We start from the raw sequence: 16,290 nt of genomic DNA on the forward strand, positions 1-16,290 counted from the left end.
TGAACCCCTATGGGTTGGACAGCAATAGGTGATTTCCATTTTTCCAGACTTTCCGTATGAATTTTGGCCTGCACTTTATCACGTTAACTTAGACATGTATGTCCAAAAACTTTGAAATGGCAGCCCAAAAAGTTAAAATGTCTAACATTCGAACCCCAATGTCTATTTCTAGTCCACTCCTGCTCCCACGTGATCACTGAAAAAGTCAGCTTCCTTCTGTACAGGAGTCTTGTATTGATTCGTGGCGTGGGGTCGCTCCTCATTATAAAAAGTCATATACTTATCCACAGCCGTTCTGAATTCATTTTCAGAGCGGTATTTTGTTCTATACAGTTCTTCCCTCTTTAGGCTGGAAAAGAACGACTCCATCACAGAATTGTCATAAGGAACGCGGGCTCTTGAAAAGGATTGCGTAACCCCCAGAGATTTCAGGTAAGCGCAAAATGTCTTCGCCCGATAGTTCGTACCACGGTCAGTGTGAAATGTTAAAGGATTTGTAGGCTTTCGGTTTTCATACGCCGCGCGAAAAGTGCCCTTGACCAACTGGGTGCTATTAGATTTACCGATTCGGTAGGCAATCACTTTTCGGGCAAACAGGTCAATAACAGCACAAATATAGAACTTCTTATCATCGAAACGAAAGTAAGTAACATCGCTCACCCATACTTCGTCGGGACATGTAACATTAAACTGTTGATTCACGTGGTTGATAAGCTTACGCTGTTCCTTAACATAGGTGTTCTTCGCACCCTGACGAATACTGGTCAGGCCCATCTCCTGCATCAGTTCACGAACCATCTTAATTGAGATGGGATAGCCTTTGCTTTTCAGCGTTGCCGTGATTTTTTCTGCACCGAATATCTGATGGCTATGGTCATATATCTCCCGGATAACCTTTTTGAGTTCATTTCGCCTCTCCGCATACCATGTATGCTCTCGCTTGCCGCGCAGAACGTGGTTGTAAAAAGTGCCTCTTGGCACATCTAAGGCCTCGCAGATCATGTGCACGCTATATGTATGCTGCTCATGCAGCTTTTCTAATGCACCCAACTTCACTTTAAGAGGATCTCTGGGAGAACATTCGGAGGTTTTGAGAATTTCAATGATCCCCTCCAAACGCTTGACCTTATTCTCCAACAGGCGGAAGTTCTTTAGGGTAGGCTCCTTGCAATCATCCTCAGCGGTCTTTGCCGGTTTTAACCAGTTATAAATTGTACTTCTGGGAATGCCGGTGTCTCCAACAATATGGGAAACAGACTCACCCGATCTGTGGCGGGAAATTACCGCTTGTCTTTGCGACAGGTCATACTTACTTTTCATTGTTATCGCTCCTTATGCAATTTGAGTATACCATACTTTCCTTTCACTAGGCATTGCATCCTGCTTGAAAAGTGTGTGGATTTTTGGTATAGTTAAGTTAGGCAGGAAAGCCAGCGTTTGCGAAAGGAATATGGTTATGATAAAGTATATAAGAAATTTGCATAGGAGCGCAAATGCATTTTATGAAAAAAGGCTGAATTTGCACCAGCCAATTATCGGCTATAGAGATTTATTGCCCGTAGACGATATACAAAATGGCGATGAATATTTGAATGCATTAAGCTGGGCCTTTAAGAATAAGCGAGTAAAGAATATTGCGCTGGCAGGGCCATATGGTGCAGGGAAGAGCAGTATCATAGAATCATTTCTCAAGAAGCATTGGCGGATAAGACGAAGGTCTCTCCGAATATCCATGGCAAGCTTTGAGATAAATTCGGAAATTTGTAATAGCACAGAACAGGATGACAAAAAGCACAAAACGCCCATCGAAAAGGAAGAAATCGAACATGGAATTTTGAAGCAGCTGTTTTATAAAGTAGGGTATGGGAAAATTCCTCAAAGCCGTTATAGAAAATTGCACAAAATAAGTGCTCTTTGGACATGGGTAAAACTGGTCTTTATCACATTATTGGCAATTCCATTTGTTTATGCTTTCAAGACAGAGTTTCTCACGGAAATCAAAGAAAGTGTTGTATCGGCCGGAGAGAGTTTGAATCTGTCCGAGGTATGGGCAATAGGAATATTTATAATGTTGACAGCGGCTGTGCTCGGTATAATCTCCTACGCATACAAATCTCTGCTCTCGAGGTATACGATTCGGAAGGTTTCGCTTCCGTCAGATACAGTAGTTGAAGGCGGCGGCGAAGGGGATGAATCAGTTTTTAGCAAGTATCTGGACGAGATTTTCTATTTCTTTGAAGTGACAAGATATCAATACGTTTTCTTTGAAGACCTTGACCGCCTGGATGATCCTTCTATATTCGTGCATCTGAGAGAGCTGAATACACTGCTGAATAACTATGATATAATTCATAGTAAGCTGGTGTTTGTATATGCCGTCAAGGATGATATTTTTAGCGATGAAGACAGGACAAAATTTTTTGATTTTATTATACCGGTGGTTCCTATCATTAACTCAACAAATTCAGGCGAGGTTTTCACGGCTATGCTGGAGAGAGCCCGGCAGTCCGGAACGGAGCATTGCATTTCTCAGGAGTTTATTCTTGATGTGTCTCCGTACATCTCCGATATGAGAGTTCTGCAAAATATATATAACGAATTTCTCGTGTACAAGGGGACAATCAAAGCGGGGCAGGAATTGGAACTGGACGATGAGAAGATGATGGCTCTGATTGTTTTCAAGAATTTGTATCCGTCTGAGTTTGCAGACTTGCAGAAAGAGAAGGGGGTAGTCAAGCGGGCCTTTGAGGATAAACGAAGCTTTATTGCAACGAGGCAAAAGACTGCACAAGATGAGATAGATAGGCTATCGACTTTGATTGAAGAAGCAAAAGCAGACACACTCCATAGAACGAAAGAACTTAAGGCGGCCTTTCTTTGTGAGATAACGGGATGGAAAGGCACAGCTTATTGTATCAGATTAGACTATTCAACAGATGTTTATGCATCTGAAATATTTACAGGCGCATTTGATTTTCTATCACTTGCAAGAAAAGAAATATATGGTATACGCATGATGGATTTGAACGGTAATAACCGAAATGCTTCATGTGACAACTTCTTAGAGCTTTGTCAAATTTATAGCAGGAGGGCTGAACGAATCGAGTTAGTTGAAGGGAAAGAAAAAAGAAAGCGAATAGAAGAAATAGCTCAACTCAAAAACCAACAGCAGAATATTAGGTACAAGACAATGAGAGAGTTGCTGACAGAATTCAAAGTGGATGCAGTATTATCTGAGAACGTCATGAACAACAAGCTGCTATCGTTTATGCTGCGCCGTGGCTATCTGGATGAAGACTATGCGACCTATATCAACTATTTCAAGGGCACCAGCATAACAAAGAGCGATATGAATTTTATACTTGCTGTTAAGAATTTAGAAATGACTGAGTTTGAATATCCAATTTCAAAAACACCACAAGTCATTCAGCGGCTACAACCATATGAGTTCCGGCAAAAATCAATATACAATTACGCCCTGCTGGAGGAATTATTGGGTACGGAAGGTGAATCAGAAAAGCGGGATTTATTTATTGAACAGCTTTCGGATGAAGATGAACGAAGCTGGGCATTTATTGATGGGTTTATAGACGTTACGAAAAACTTGGAGTTGTTCATCACTTTACTAGCAGAGGCTTGGCCCAGGATGTGGCTTTATATATCCAATCGCGCGACCCTTTCGTATGAAAGAAAGAGCCATTACTTGCTGGTGCTAGTTCGCTTTATTGATATCGACAGTCTTGTTGCAATGAATAGAGAGAGTTCATTATCTCACTTTATTGAGGAGAATGAGGATTCCCTACAGCGGCTTGCTTCGGTTGATGCAGACAAAGTCTACTCAGTAATTAACTGGCTTGACTTGAGATTTGACAACGCTATTATTGAGAAAGTTCCCAGAGAAGTTGTTGATGCAATCATCGAAGAAAGCCGGTATGGAATCAATTTGACTATGTTGAAGCGAATCGTGAAATTCTTGAATCCTGACCTAGTGGCTGGAGTTGAGAACCGGCCTTACTCCACTCTTAATGAATTAGAGTGTGACTCTATTCTGCAAAATGTTAGGAACCATATTCCTGAGTTTGTTAATGAAATAGTCGCGCAAGGTTCAATGGATGATTTGGAGGATGATGTTGCAGACTTGCTGGAGAGAACGATTGACAACGCTATGTTATATGATATTGTTCTGTCTCATGAAACTGTCTGTTTTGAGGATATCCTCTCTTGTTGCGGAAACTTAGTCTCAGACAAGAGAGACGCTGTGCAAATGCTATGGAGCGCACTTTTGAAAGAAGATAAAATATATCTTAGCTGGAAGAACATATACGAATACTGGGAGCAATTTAAGTTTGACAAAGTGCTTCTCGAATACATTGAAAACAATTCAGATAAGCTAAAAGGGCAGAGCACAGATTTTTTGGATGATGATTTTATCGGTGATTTTATTGCCTCAGAAGTAGATGACAGAGCCTTTGGCGAACTCTTACCTGAATTGAGAATGCAAGATTTCAATGTACCTTTATCGTCACTTTCAGAACATCGAGTGTTAAAATTGATTTACCTCAAATTTATTCCATTCACTGTCCCACAATATGATGAAATGCAGGACTGCTGTCCAAACCTGTGCGAACCATTCATTTTATGGAATCAGCGCGCATTTAGAGAGCTTATAAACGACGTTTCGCTAACATCACAGCTCATTGAGAATCTTGTATTGAGTAAGGACAGCGAAAATGAGACTAAGATAGAAATCATCAACACATATGGTGCAGAAAGCATGACTCAAAGAATTGCAGAATATTTATGCGCTGCACGATTCGATATCAGCCAAGAGATATTTGATGCAGCGTGGAATATGCTTGACATCCATAAGCAAGAGAAGCTAATGTTCATGTATTTGGCCATGCTTGATGATAAGAGTCTTGCATCATGTTTTTCTGATTTAGGGGGAGACTACGCAGATTTTGTAGACAGGATCAGTAGACATAAAGTGGAGCTTAAATGCTCAGACAATAACCGGAGATTGGTCCAAAGGCTGAAGGAGGTAGATTACATTACGAGTTATTCTGAAGGAAAGAGCGCTAAGAAAGGAAAGGATATTGACCAGGATTGTAAAGTTATTCAGTGTTGGATTAAGGCGGAGGAATGAGGGTGCAGGCATCTGTTAAGGCAGAGTTCAAATGACGGATTTTCAAAAGCCCGTAAAACCGCATAAATACTGGCTTTTTGGGCCTCCAAACGGCCTGCGGCATCTTTTAAGTATGGTAAGGCCAGGTTTACACATCTTAACAGATGCCACCCCCAAAATTCCCCGGAATTCCGGGGGTTTTTTGCGTTCAAGAGGCCAAAAAGGGACCGCCGCGGCGTGACGTGTTTTGGGGGATGCCATCAGGGAAAACGAGAGTCAGTGCAGAAGAAAACAAAATATTTTTTGTGAAGGGCCATGATGAAAATCGTGGTCCTTTTTCTTTTTCCAGAGAAAAATTTAGGAGGTGTGCAGGGTGCCAAAGTTTACAGAAAGCAAAACCGATCGGGCCTATGAAAGTTTCATGAAACAGATCCCAGGCTTCCAGCATGATCCGCCCGAGACTGAAACCAGCCGCAAGGACATGGAGCAGAACAAAAAGCAGAAAGAAGTTCATAAGGATGATCTTCCGCAACGATAACCACGGCGTACTGTTCGAGAAAGAAATCAGGTACCACAAGGGCTGTCGACGTTGGCTTCGCCAAGTCGCCAAGATTCAGAAACAGGAATGTTTCTGAATCTTTCATTTTTTGAGGATTGCCGCAGCCCTTTTTGGAGCATAAGGGCAACGCCCGTTGCTTTGACGGTCGACCCAGGCTCTGGCATCAGGCCGAGAATCACATCGGGACTAATGAAATCGACATCACTGCCATAAAGCCCAGGCGTTTGGACGCCATGGCCTACGTCTGCTTCACGGTGGCAAAGGACATCATCACAGGCAGCAGGACGGTATCTCTCACAGAACTGGCCGACACAAGTATGCTCTCCCCCCGGTACTTCCTGGTGATACAGACCGCCATGCTGATCCGGGTCTACGGACTGAGTGCGGCCAACCGGCTGCTATTTACAGAGGGGAGGAAACCGGATGAACTTTGACAGAAATAAGGTTGAGCTGGTCAGGCGGCAGTACCCGGTGGGGACGAGAATCCAACTGCACAGGCTGTGCAATGATGAGCGGGGGATGCCTTCAATATTGCCCTGCGGGCAAATTGCCGAGTTTCCCTCGACCGCGAGGCGGTCGCCTTTTGCTCCGCAAAAGTACCGGAAAACTCTTGTCCTGTGCGGGAGTGTGATTGGCATCGATGACCAACCGGCCCTGCTCATGAAGTGGGACAATGGCAGAGGACTGAGCCTTATGCCGTTCGAGGACAGTTTCACGGTAATCCAGGAGCAGCAGCACGGCACTCTGGACGAGTAGCTCTATGATAAGCTGTCGCAGGAGCAGGATACCTTTCGGAAAGAACTGCTGGCTCTCCCGCCCGAGGAAATCCTGGATAAGGCTTGGGAATATCTGGTGCGGGAGGATATCCTGCTCACGATGGAGTACAACGAGCTGGACGATGAACAGGCGAAGGCCCTGTTGGAACTGCCGGACGCCATGTCGGACCTGTACGATACGGTCAAGGGGAAAGACAGCCGCCAGCAGGAAACCATCTGGCGGGAGATCGAGGAAAGGGCCAATGTGCTGGCAGCGGGAACAACAGCCCCACAGAAAGCGGGATATGGAATGGTAACAGACAGGGCGGCGGGATAGTCAATGCTTATCTCCGCCGTTTTGTTTTAGACTTTTATGAGAGCGATAAACTGGAATTTTAGGAATTTACCCATACATCTATTTCGTCCTTCGTTGGGACTTCAAAGATAGACTCGAATTTATCAGCAAGTCCTTCATCAACATAATACGCATCAGATTCGTGATTTAAAACATCCTGATTTCTTTTTTGAATTCTTCTGTTCCACTCAACCGAATCAACATCCAAATAATAGAATTCATAATCAATATGTCTTGATGTGTAATACTCTTTCGCGTATTCACGTTCTTTCCTGGTCCAGAACCCCCAGTCTAAAACCACGTTAATTCCTGATTCTGCAATCTCAACAGATTTTGCATATTGGTATGCCTTTATTCTTTCAACATAGTAATCATGTTTTTCTCCGGCATCCTGTCCAAACACCGACAACATTATTTCATCAATTGAAAGAATCACTGCTTTGTGTGTTGATCTGATTTTATTGGCATAAGTACTTTTTCCGCTGCAGAGCTTGCCACACATAATAAAAACCTTAGACATTAGTCCCTCCATAAATATCGATTTATCGGTTTGTACTGGGGGAAATTATACCATACCCAATTACGAAAAGCAATCCCCCGTTCTACGTCCGTTCCGCCTATCCAGACGGTCAAGGGGCGAGTAGTATTTTTTCGCAAAGAACGCGAAAAAATCTCCGCTCTTAACCCCTTGACCGTCTGGATTTTTGCCGTTGCCATAGCGTTGCAAAGGCCCTGTGGCTGCTGTCCTACAATACTGCGACACCATCCGGGCGCTGTACAGTGTGCCGGGCATTTACATCGAGAAAATCGAGCGCATCAACAATCTGGCCCAGCGGTACGACCCGGGGACGGTCTATGAGGAGGTCTTTATTTCAAACTACGACCCCTTGCATTGCTAATTTTCACTGAGCACCTTAACTGTATCCACAACACTCACCTGCCCTGCCTCCCGAAAGAACTGGCTGAGCAGATGGACATGCCCGGCGCCTATCAGCAGCAGTACCCGCTCGTCCGGCGCCTGAAACAATGCCGTGGTATTCTTCCAGATGCGCAGGTTGCGGTAATACCAGTACTGGCCCACCCAGCCCGCACCTACTGGCCAAGTGCCATCGTCCAGCTTGGCGAATTCCAAGTATGTCTGATGGTCTGCCGCACAGTACTCTGGCCGGTTCATATAAATGAAGTGCTCCAGTAGGGTGGAAGCTTCCATGTGCTGCTGCTCCTGGTTAAACCTCTCCTCATTGTGGCGATTTAGTTCCTCAACATGCTCTGAAGGGTTATCCGCCATCCACTGGAAGACGCTGCCCACGCCAGGCACCGCCATGTTCCAATCCACGCAGTGCAGCCGGTCATGCCTCATATGCTCCGCCAGCCGGAACCCAAGCTGGTATACCTCACTGATGCCTAGTTCCTTTTCCCTGCGCAGATAAGCCTGGTATTCCTCCTGCAGCTGGCCACTGTATTCCTGGGCATCCTCCACTGCTATCTTAGTAGGCTTGAAATGTGCCAGGACTTCCACCAGCTTCAACACCTCCTGCTGACGCTGGCTTGAGAGGATGTCCGATTTGAGCTTGAACTGATCGCTGTTTCCGAAGCTTTTGAAATGAAATGTCCCCAATATCATAAGTTCCTGCATAGTTTGGCCTCCAATTATTTTTCGTTTATTATACAATATTTATTATAGAAAAGCAATAACAGGAGCTGCCATTGAGGACACCGTAAGGTAATTGTGATTTTTATTATCTGCTTGAACGTATCCTTTCCATAGTTATGCAGCCTTTCCCAAATGGCCGCCAGCGAGGGGCTGTTCAGCGGTACATCGGCCACCACCTTTGCGCCCAACGAGGCCATGACCCGAGGGATGTTTGTGGCCGTGCTGGGGAACAAGACCAAATTTCACTCATGAGTGAAACTTTTTTGATTTAATACTCAAACCCCATAATAGATGCTAAGAGTTTTACGAAGTAAAACTCGGCAACTTAACCGAACGAAAGTGAGGTTAATGTTGGCGGCAGCGGCGGAAAGCTGGACCCCAGCGGCACAGCCACCAGGGCGCAGGTGGCGCAGATCTTCTACAGCAGCCGGGAACTGCTGGCGAACGGAAGTAGTGGGGACCCCCAGCCGCCTGCTCCCTCTCCCAGCCCGGATGTAACGCCCAGCCCCTCGCCTTCTCCCAGCCCGGATGCGCCGAAGATTGAGATTACAGACGAGGTCAGGGATAAGCTCAAGCCCAATCAGGACCCGGAGAAGATTCTGGATTATGTGTTGAATGGGAAAAACGATGACCCCACTTTCTCCTATGATGGCACGACCGCTAAGTGGGACCCCACACTGCTGGATTCATCGGATTGTGCTATCGTCCCAGCGGGGAGTTGGGAAACGGCAAAGGAAGAAGACGGATATTCCGTCTTACTCTACCACCCAGCAGATAAACCTGACAGCCAGAAAATGCAAGAAATAAAAGCGGCGCTCAACCTGACCCGCCCGGTTTCCCGGACTCCGATGAGGAAGAAGATCAGGAGTACGGCGGCATGGTAATGAATATGTAGGGGAGGGAGCATCATTAGCGCAACGATCGCGGCGGCACTGAAAAAGATAGCGGTTTCACTCCTGCTGGACAAGCGGAATTGGGACAAGATCGTCTGCCTGATTCTGGCCTTTTTCGCAATCTTCATACTGCCCGGCGCGGCGGTAGCGTCCTTTTTCAGTCGGGACGATATCGACTTTGCAGCGCCTGGACTGACCGAAGAAATAATTCAAGACCTTACCCCGGAGGAAGTGGCGGAGCTGCAATTTGTGGAGGATACCGTCAAAGCCCTCCACTCCGCTATGACCGGCAGAACGCCTGAGCAGATCAAAGCCGCCGAGGTGCTGTACATACTGGCGCTTTCGGAGTATTCCAAAGAGCCTGGGTTTGTTGCAAAGCTGGTGGGGTGTTTCGCGGACGGTCAGACAGATGAGCAGCTTATTGCCGAGGTCAACGCTGTGTTCGGTACTGACCTTGACCCGGAGGACTTCTCGGCAATCATGAATTACGCCAATCATCAACTGGTGGAGGTTGCCAAAGCCCAGCTGGGAAATGTGGGCGGCGAACCCTATTGGAGCTGGTACGGTTTTCCCAGCCGGGTAGAGTGTGTGCGCCCGACATTGGACTTCGTCCAAGTCGCCGAGTTTGTCGGCGTTCGCTCCGCGAAGCCGCGCAAACTCTTTGATAGCCATTGTGATTTTTAATTCGCTGTCTGCGGAGACTGGGTAGACTGGTTCAAAAACAAAGACCAATGGCTGGAGGGCAGCGCAACCCCGGACTCTGGCTGCATCATTTTCTTTGACTGGCCGGATGAGTACGGTGTCCAGGACGGCAGTTCCGACCATGTAGGCATCGTGGAAAAGGTCGAAGGAGGCCGGGTGTACACCATTGAGGGAAACTCCGGCGATGCCTGTGAGCGGAACAGTTACCCCATCGGCAACTACCAGATTTTGGGGTATGGAACGCCAATGTTGTAAAGGATTGGAAGTGATATAATGCCAGATGATAACAAAGCAAGTGGTACTACCTACTATCCCATCAGGACGTCGGGAGGCAGATGTACTAAAATAATAAGGAGGTTCACGTTATGGAAAACACAAGAACAATGGCCATTCAGATGCCCGAGGAAACCTATCAGCGGCTGAAAGCCTACCTCAAGCGGCATCAGGTCAAGCAGAAGGATTTCGTCACCCGGCTGGTGGAGCGGGCGATGGAGAAGGAGGACGGCTCCGCGCCGGAGGGCGGCAATGAGTAGGCAAAAACAGTTGCTTTTTAGGCCGGATTCGGGTATAATATTTGTAGAGAGAAGGTGGTTCCCGTGAGCGTCAGCATAGAAGATATCAACTTGTCCAATGACCTGGTCTTCTCAGAGGTCATGCGCCAGCCAGAGAATGTCAAGCCGTTTCTGGAGGCGGTGCTTGAGAAGAAGATTGCGGATATCACCTATATCGAGCGTCAGCAGGACATGAAGGACGGCATCAACCTACACGGTATCCGGCTGGATGTGGCTTTGGCCGACGCCGATGAAACTCGCTATGACATTGAGATGCAGACCGGCCACGCATATGATTTGGAGCGGCGTATCCGATTCTACCAGAGCAGCATTGACCGCAGGACGCTGGAACCTGCTGAGAGCTACCGGCAGCTCAAAGAAAGTTACATTATTTTCATCTGCACGGACGACTACTATGGCCGGGGACTGGCGCTTTATAAGCGCAAGAGCGTTATCGAGGGCGCTGAGGACCTGACGTACAAAGACGGCTCTCATGCCTACATTCTGAATGCCGCGTTTACGGTTAGGAACATGAGCGAACCGGCGCTGGAGTTTCTGCGGTATGTCAACGCGAGGTATCGAAAGCTGGCAATTGACATTTCAGGCTCGAAGTATTTATCGCAAATAGACCGGGCGGTGGAGGACATAAAAGCCGACAAAGGAAAGGTGGAGAGATTTATGACCCTGGCGGCGAAGCTGAAAGATGTGCGGATCGACGCGCGTAGGGAAGGGTTTGAGGAAGGTATAAAAAAAGGTATAGAAAAAGGCCGCGTAGCTGGGCGGGCTGAAGGCGAGCGTAGTGCAATGGTTGGCCTGATCAAACGGATGCTGGAGCGGCATAAATCTCTGGAAGAAATTGCCGATATTTGTGCCCTGGATCTGGATGAAGTCAAAAAAATCGCGGAGGGTGAGTAGGCGTCGACCCCTGCGAAACTGTTCCTCAAAAGTGGCATCTTTTTTGTAATAGTTGTTTTTACAGTTTCTCAATGGGACGTAAAGCCGCATAAATACTGGCTTTTTTGAGAATGAAAAGCCCGCAGGCATCTTTTTTGTATGGTCGTCCCATCCTAGGAAAACCAAAAAAATATTTGGGCAAAAAACCGCGTAAGGGTGGCACTTCATAAAGAAGTGCCACCCTTCGGGCTACCTGTAAAGAAATCTCTCTATGTGGGACGCTATGCCGTCCTTTTCTTGCGCTTCTGCATGGCCTGATAGTAGGCCATATATTCCCGTTCCAGCGTTTCCGGCTCCGGCGCTGTCCAAAGACCGATGGTGCTGTAGTAGATGTCCACCTGCTGATGCCGCTTGCCGTCTATCTTCTCCGGCTTGGATACCACAATCTTGTCAATGAACTCGTGGACGATTTCAGGCGTCAATTCCGTCAGCCGGGTCACCTGTCTGGCCCGCTGGATGAACTTCTGCAAATCATCGGCTTTATCGGCGGTGGCGTTCAAGCTGTTCTCCAACGCTGGAATATCCACTTTCAACTGCCGCTGTTCATTTTCCAGCGATACTGTCAGCGTGGCGAAACGCTCCTCGGACAACAGGCCCTTGGTCATGTCCTCATAGCTTTTCTGAATAAGCTGGTCAATCTCCGCTACCCGCTGTTTGGCCTTATCCAACTCCCGGCGCTTGGCAGTCAGCTCTTTCTTCTCTTGCAGGCCAAACCGCTCCATCTGCTCCTGGGCAAACCGCTTTTCGTAGACCTGGATGTACCACAACAACCTTTGTAGGCCCTCCAACACCAACTGCCCCACAACGCTTTCCCTGATATAGTGAGCGGAGCATACGTTGGAATTTTTGCGGTAACTGGAACAGAAGAAATAGGCTTGCGGCTGTTTGCTGCTCTTACTGCTCCCGTAATACAGCTTCTCCCCACAGTCAGCGCAATAGAGAAGCCCGGAGAACATGCTCACAATGCCGGTTCGATTCGGTCTGCGGCGGTGCTGGCGGAGGTTTTGCACAATGGTAAAGGTTTCCCTGTCAATGATGGCGGGATGAGTGTCGGGGAACACCTTCCATTCCTCCTGCGGCCTGTCCAACTGCTTTTTCAGCTTGAAAGACTGGCGGCAGGTACGGAAATTGATGGTATCGCCCACATACTCCTGCCTGTCCAGAATGCCCGCCACTGTGCCAGAACTCCAGTTACAGGGATGTGCAGGAGGTTTGGTCGGGCAATTGATACCCACGCTTTGAAAATACTCGCTGGGGGTCATCACGCCCTCAGAGCGCAGTTTCTTGGCGATTTGCGTAGGCCCCAGGCCGCTGATCGACAACTGGAAGATTTGCCGCACTATCTCTGTCGCCGGCTCGTCCACGATCCACTTGTTCTTGTCCTCCGGGGATTTCTTGTAGCCGTAGGGCGCACTGGTGGTCAGCGGTATCCCGGCGTTGCCCCGGCTCTGCATGACACGGCGTACCTTGTCGCTCGTATTTTTTGCGTGCCATTCATTAAACAGGTCTTGCATTGGCACGATGTCGCTTACTCCGTTGGCGGTGTCAATGTTGTCCATGATGGCGATATAGCGGATATTCAGCCGGACAAAATCTTCTTCCAGAAGTTGGCCAACCACAAGGCGGTTGCGGCCCAGCCGGGAATGGTCTTTGACCACCAAATTTGCCACAAGGCCCTGTTCAGCCAGTTCCATGATCTCCATGAAGGCCGGCCTTGCGAACGTAACACCCGAGTACCCATCATCGAACATGAACCGGGGGTTAGGCAGATGGTTGTCTGCGGCAAATTTCTCCAAAATAGCTTTTTGATTCTGGATGCTACCTGAGATACCCTCTTTTTCGTCATCACGAGACAATCTGGCATAAAGAACAGTGATTCTCTGCTCGTTTGGCTGCTTTTTCTTCAAAATATGCTCCTTTCCGCAGCCGGATGTGATATGAATTGCAAGGTACGATTATCATACCACATCCGGCGCAAGACTTCAACACTTTACAGTGTGATATTTTGGTTGAGAATCCGATTTACTTTTCCCTCTGCGGTTTCAGTCGCTTTCTCACTGAAATGGGCGTAGACGGTGTAGACCGTCCCATCAATCTCCCGCTCAAAGCTGATGGGGTGGCTGTATTGATGTGCTCTCAGCCAGTCCAGCCGGTCAGTAGGGGATAAATCAGCAAGGAATATTGCCGTTTCTTCAACTTTTTTCATTACTTCATCGCAAATTTTTGCTTCCTGCTCGGTCAATTCCAACCTGATAATATTCATCTGTTTCTTGCTCCTCTCGTTCGCTCCTGCCCCATCTGGCGGTGCTGCTCCTCGTTGGCGTAGACCATATCCATCGTGTCCTGGATTTTGATGGAGCGTTCCTCAACGCCGACATTCAGCTTCAATTTCTTGCGGCAGGCGGTGATTTGAACTGTCACGGCCTGTTTTTCGGCCCGCAACTGTTCTTTTTCAGCCGGTGACGCTCTGCGGATTTTGTTCTGCAACTGCTTCCGTTGATTGGTCAGCTCGTCCATTTCGCCTTGGAGGGCTTCACGGGCTGAAAGAAGATCGTCCAGTGTTTCAATGCGGGTTTTCGCCAGATAATCCACCTGGGCGGTGATTTCGTCCAGCTTTCGCAGTTCCTCTTTCAAAAACGGGCTGGTGGGCTGATAGGTCGTCCCTTTGGGTAGGATGCCAAGCTGGTACTCCCAATAGAGGAACAACCGGTAAATGTGGGTGGTGCGCTGGAACGGAACATAGAACCGCAGTTCCTCTGGCAGCTCCGGGGCAAAATTGACGGTAGGGCGCTTATTGCCGAAGCTGGCTCGTGCGCCCAGGCTGCACCTGATATTCTCCGGCGTCCACCGCTCGTCCAGAGTGTCCAGGCGGGTGAAATGCTAGTACTGGGGCAGGCGTATCTTCCAATGCTTTCCAGTGAAGTCGGTGAGATAGCCCTTGCGCCGGAGAAACTTCTCCATCATCTCCACGGTACGGCTTCTGTTGACGGCCTCCCGCACGTCGGCCCGGTAGATGTTGTAGCGGGTGGGCTTGCCGCTCTGTTCGTCCAGCCAGACGGGGCGGCTGGGAGCCTTGCGGCCATCCTCTATGACGGATAGCCCGTACTCCCGGCAAAGTCGGTCTGAGGTATCTCGGAGGCGCTGCTGTTCGGCTTTGGAGTAGTTGTACTTTTTGCCGTCCTTGAACGATACCGAGTTGAAACAGAAATGGTTATGCAGATGGCCTTTGTCCAGGTGGGTGGTGACGATGACCTGAAACCTGTCGCCCCACATTTCATGGGCCAGCTTCACGCCGATCTCATGGCACCGCTCTGGGGTGACTTCTCCCGGTTTGAAGCTCTGATAGCCGTGCCATGCGATATAGTTATCCTCCTTGCCGTACCGTTGCTTGGTCAGGATCATCTGACGGAGCGCCGTCTGCTTTAGGCAGTTGATTGCGGTGACATACGAGCCGTCTGCGGTTTTCTGTGGGTTCTGGATGTACGAAAATACGTTGAAAAAGTCCTCGGTGCCTTTGGGTACGGTTTTCTCCGGGTTCTCAACGTAGGCGATTAGGTCACCGAGCCGCCCCTTGATGTGCCATAGGCTGGTGGTAGCCACGTCGCATCACGCTCCATTCATCGCTTCCGCCGCAAGCGGCGAAAGCTCACCATTCCGCGGATGCTCCTCTCCCCACAAAGCCAAAAAGCGGCTTTGTGGGGGCCCTATTTCTACCCCCTGCAAAAATAGGACAAGATTTTCAAGCCGGGAACATTCTTCTGCCGCTTCCGGGCAGTAGACGGTCAGGCGTTCCAGCTTATCGTGGATTTCATACAAGGCGTCCAGCAATTCCCAGAACTCTGGCGGCTGCTTGGGCCGGGGCCGCTTGCCCAAACAAATTTGCCGGAAGTATTCGGATTGGGTCAGGCCGCACAGGGCGGTGTCATGCTCCAGCTTGGCCTTTTCTTCGACCGTCAGTCTGATTTTCAGCCGTACTTTTTCGCCGTTGGTACTCAAAATAATTCCTCCATTCTGTCAAATTTCCGCCGTGGGAGGGGGTATTCAGGGGGCTTCCCTGGGACTGGATTTTGCCCCGTGGGGGGCGAAATCCGATGCTCGCTATCCCTGCGGACAGGGTAACAGCGGGTAATGGTGTTTTGCCGCCACTCAAGATTTTCCGCCCACCCCCTACTACAACTTTTAGTGCCCAAAACGGAACTTTTTTCTTGAGCCATTTTCAAAAATTTTGTTCCCCTCGGGCAAATAAAGAAACCGGCTACATACACAACCACGCCAGCAGGACGGCCTATGCCCCGCTGGTGTTCGTTTTGGTTTGTGTATGTAACCGGCTTTTACTGTTTCAGTCAGTACAGCCTATTCAGTTGGCGCTCCCATGAGGGAGTATTGTAGGATACCACATGGGAAAGCGGTTTGTCAATTGCAAATCGGCGGATTTTACACGATTTTACAGGTCCCTCTGGAAAAATGCCCCTTTGTATGGTGTTCTGCAAAAAACAGTTGGGGAATACACAGCCCTATGGATGGGCGGCAGGCCAAACGATTACCCTACCGACATTGACCGGCAGGCCGAGGAAATGTTCTTTCAGTTGGTAAAAGATTACGCCCAGCGGCAGGGCATAACGGAGCGGTTAAAGACTGAAAATCAGATGGAATGGGTGGGCCGGATGAATAACTGCAAAGCCCAGGCGGAAGAAGTCATTATGGCGAAATTGATTATGATTTCCCGAAACTGCGGGGTAATC

Annotated in this window: 19 protein-coding genes and 2 pseudogenes; 13 read left to right on the forward strand and 8 right to left on the reverse strand. The window is 48.4% G+C overall.

The window, feature by feature from the left end; translation table 11 throughout:
* Positions 1 to 168: 168 nt before the first annotated feature.
* On the reverse strand, positions 169 to 1,320 hold the full coding sequence (locus ADH66_RS03070; protein ID WP_066535818.1) for an IS3 family transposase: 1,152 nt from the start codon (positions 1,318 to 1,320) through the stop codon (positions 169 to 171).
* A gap of 136 nt (positions 1,321 to 1,456) precedes the next feature.
* Between ADH66_RS03070 and ADH66_RS03075 the strand changes: the two genes are divergently transcribed.
* The 5 genes from ADH66_RS03075 to ADH66_RS03090 all read left to right on the forward strand — a co-directional run bounded on the left by ADH66_RS03075 (position 1,457) and on the right by ADH66_RS03090 (position 6,776).
* Positions 1,457 to 5,146 carry a YobI family P-loop NTPase gene (locus tag ADH66_RS03075; RefSeq protein ID WP_066535815.1) on the forward strand — a complete coding sequence of 1,230 codons (3,690 nt, stop codon included), beginning with the start codon at positions 1,457 to 1,459 and terminating at the stop codon, positions 5,144 to 5,146.
* 352 nt (positions 5,147 to 5,498) lie between these two features.
* Positions 5,499 to 5,663, forward strand: coding sequence for a hypothetical protein (locus ADH66_RS19825; RefSeq protein ID WP_157130602.1), 165 nt, complete (start codon positions 5,499 to 5,501; stop codon positions 5,661 to 5,663).
* Positions 5,664 to 5,779: 116 nt separating this feature from the next.
* On the forward strand, positions 5,780 to 6,118 hold the full coding sequence (locus tag ADH66_RS03080; RefSeq protein ID WP_066535814.1) for a hypothetical protein: 339 nt from the start codon (positions 5,780 to 5,782) through the stop codon (positions 6,116 to 6,118).
* Positions 6,108 to 6,440, forward strand: a complete 333-nt coding sequence (locus ADH66_RS03085; RefSeq protein ID WP_066535813.1) for a DUF4314 domain-containing protein — start codon at positions 6,108 to 6,110, stop codon at positions 6,438 to 6,440. Before ADH66_RS03080 ends, ADH66_RS03085 begins: the two co-directional genes overlap by 11 nt.
* 12 nt (positions 6,441 to 6,452) lie before the next feature.
* Entirely contained in the window at positions 6,453 to 6,776 is a 324-nt protein-coding gene (locus ADH66_RS03090; protein WP_084384270.1) for a DUF3848 domain-containing protein, read from the forward strand.
* A gap of 58 nt (positions 6,777 to 6,834) precedes the next feature.
* On the opposite strand, the gene ADH66_RS03095 is transcribed toward ADH66_RS03090, so the two are convergent.
* Positions 6,835 to 7,314: an AAA family ATPase gene (locus ADH66_RS03095; RefSeq protein ID WP_066535810.1), complete on the reverse strand. Its 480-nt coding sequence runs from the start codon at positions 7,312 to 7,314 to the stop codon at positions 6,835 to 6,837.
* A gap of 214 nt (positions 7,315 to 7,528) precedes the next feature.
* On the opposite strand from ADH66_RS03095, the gene ADH66_RS19830 reads away from it, so the two are divergent.
* Positions 7,529 to 7,693 carry a hypothetical protein gene (locus ADH66_RS19830; protein ID WP_157130600.1) on the forward strand — a complete coding sequence of 55 codons (165 nt, stop codon included), beginning with the start codon at positions 7,529 to 7,531 and terminating at the stop codon, positions 7,691 to 7,693.
* Here the strand turns inward: ADH66_RS19830 and ADH66_RS03100 are convergent.
* On the reverse strand, positions 7,690 to 8,430 hold the full coding sequence (locus ADH66_RS03100) for a DUF5694 domain-containing protein (protein WP_066535808.1): 741 nt from the start codon (positions 8,428 to 8,430) through the stop codon (positions 7,690 to 7,692). The genes ADH66_RS19830 and ADH66_RS03100 overlap by 4 nt on opposite strands.
* A 150-nt stretch (positions 8,431 to 8,580) precedes the next feature.
* Between ADH66_RS03100 and ADH66_RS03105 the strand changes: the two genes are divergently transcribed.
* From ADH66_RS03105 to ADH66_RS03125, 6 genes and pseudogenes are all read left to right on the forward strand, one after another.
* The gene (locus tag ADH66_RS03105) at positions 8,581 to 8,700 is read left to right on the forward strand and encodes an S-layer homology domain-containing protein (protein ID WP_084384269.1); all 120 of its coding nucleotides are present in this window, start codon (positions 8,581 to 8,583) and stop codon (positions 8,698 to 8,700) included.
* Between the two features lie 152 nt (positions 8,701 to 8,852).
* Positions 8,853 to 9,332, forward strand: coding sequence for a hypothetical protein (locus ADH66_RS03110; protein ID WP_066535804.1), 480 nt, complete (start codon positions 8,853 to 8,855; stop codon positions 9,330 to 9,332).
* A gap of 240 nt (positions 9,333 to 9,572) precedes the next feature.
* The gene (locus tag ADH66_RS03115) at positions 9,573 to 10,025 is read left to right on the forward strand and encodes a hypothetical protein (protein ID WP_088364364.1); all 453 of its coding nucleotides are present in this window, start codon (positions 9,573 to 9,575) and stop codon (positions 10,023 to 10,025) included.
* Between the two features lie 33 nt (positions 10,026 to 10,058).
* Positions 10,059 to 10,298, forward strand: a pseudogene (locus ADH66_RS21295) (CHAP domain-containing protein); the annotation flags it as partial.
* A 110-nt stretch (positions 10,299 to 10,408) separates the two neighbouring features.
* Entirely contained in the window at positions 10,409 to 10,576 is a 168-nt protein-coding gene (locus tag ADH66_RS19835) for a hypothetical protein (protein WP_157130599.1), read from the forward strand.
* 63 nt (positions 10,577 to 10,639) lie between these two features.
* Positions 10,640 to 11,509: an Rpn family recombination-promoting nuclease/putative transposase gene (locus tag ADH66_RS03125; protein ID WP_066535798.1), complete on the forward strand. Its 870-nt coding sequence runs from the start codon at positions 10,640 to 10,642 to the stop codon at positions 11,507 to 11,509.
* A gap of 260 nt (positions 11,510 to 11,769) precedes the next feature.
* On the opposite strand, the gene ADH66_RS03130 is transcribed toward ADH66_RS03125, so the two are convergent.
* From ADH66_RS03130 to ADH66_RS03145, 5 genes are all read right to left on the reverse strand, one after another.
* Positions 11,770 to 13,455 (reverse strand): recombinase family protein, encoded by a 1,686-nt coding sequence (locus tag ADH66_RS03130; RefSeq protein WP_066535795.1) that lies wholly within the window; start codon positions 13,453 to 13,455, stop codon positions 11,770 to 11,772.
* A gap of 83 nt (positions 13,456 to 13,538) precedes the next feature.
* Positions 13,539 to 13,811: a transposon-encoded TnpW family protein gene (locus tag ADH66_RS03135; protein WP_066535794.1), complete on the reverse strand. Its 273-nt coding sequence runs from the start codon at positions 13,809 to 13,811 to the stop codon at positions 13,539 to 13,541.
* Positions 13,808 to 14,182, reverse strand: a complete 375-nt coding sequence (locus tag ADH66_RS20810; protein ID WP_236757167.1) for a hypothetical protein — start codon at positions 14,180 to 14,182, stop codon at positions 13,808 to 13,810. The genes ADH66_RS03135 and ADH66_RS20810 overlap by 4 nt, the downstream gene beginning before the upstream one ends.
* Positions 14,183 to 14,428: 246 nt before the next feature.
* A complete protein-coding gene (locus tag ADH66_RS20815) occupies positions 14,429 to 15,148 on the reverse strand; it encodes a relaxase/mobilization nuclease domain-containing protein (RefSeq protein ID WP_236757168.1) in 720 nt (239 codons plus the stop codon).
* Between the two features lie 6 nt (positions 15,149 to 15,154).
* Positions 15,155 to 15,544, reverse strand: a complete 390-nt coding sequence (locus ADH66_RS03145; RefSeq protein WP_066535788.1) for a plasmid mobilization protein — start codon at positions 15,542 to 15,544, stop codon at positions 15,155 to 15,157.
* Positions 15,545 to 15,945: 401 nt separating this feature from the next.
* On the opposite strand from ADH66_RS03145, the pseudogene ADH66_RS21300 reads away from it, so the two are divergent.
* Positions 15,946 to 16,251: pseudogene (locus tag ADH66_RS21300) on the forward strand (TnpV protein); the annotation flags it as partial.
* Between the last annotated feature and the right edge of the window lie 39 nt (positions 16,252 to 16,290).

Origin of the sequence: Acutalibacter muris (assembly GCF_002201475.1) — a bacterium.
Taxonomy (GTDB): domain Bacteria; phylum Bacillota; class Clostridia; order Oscillospirales; family Acutalibacteraceae; genus Acutalibacter; species Acutalibacter muris.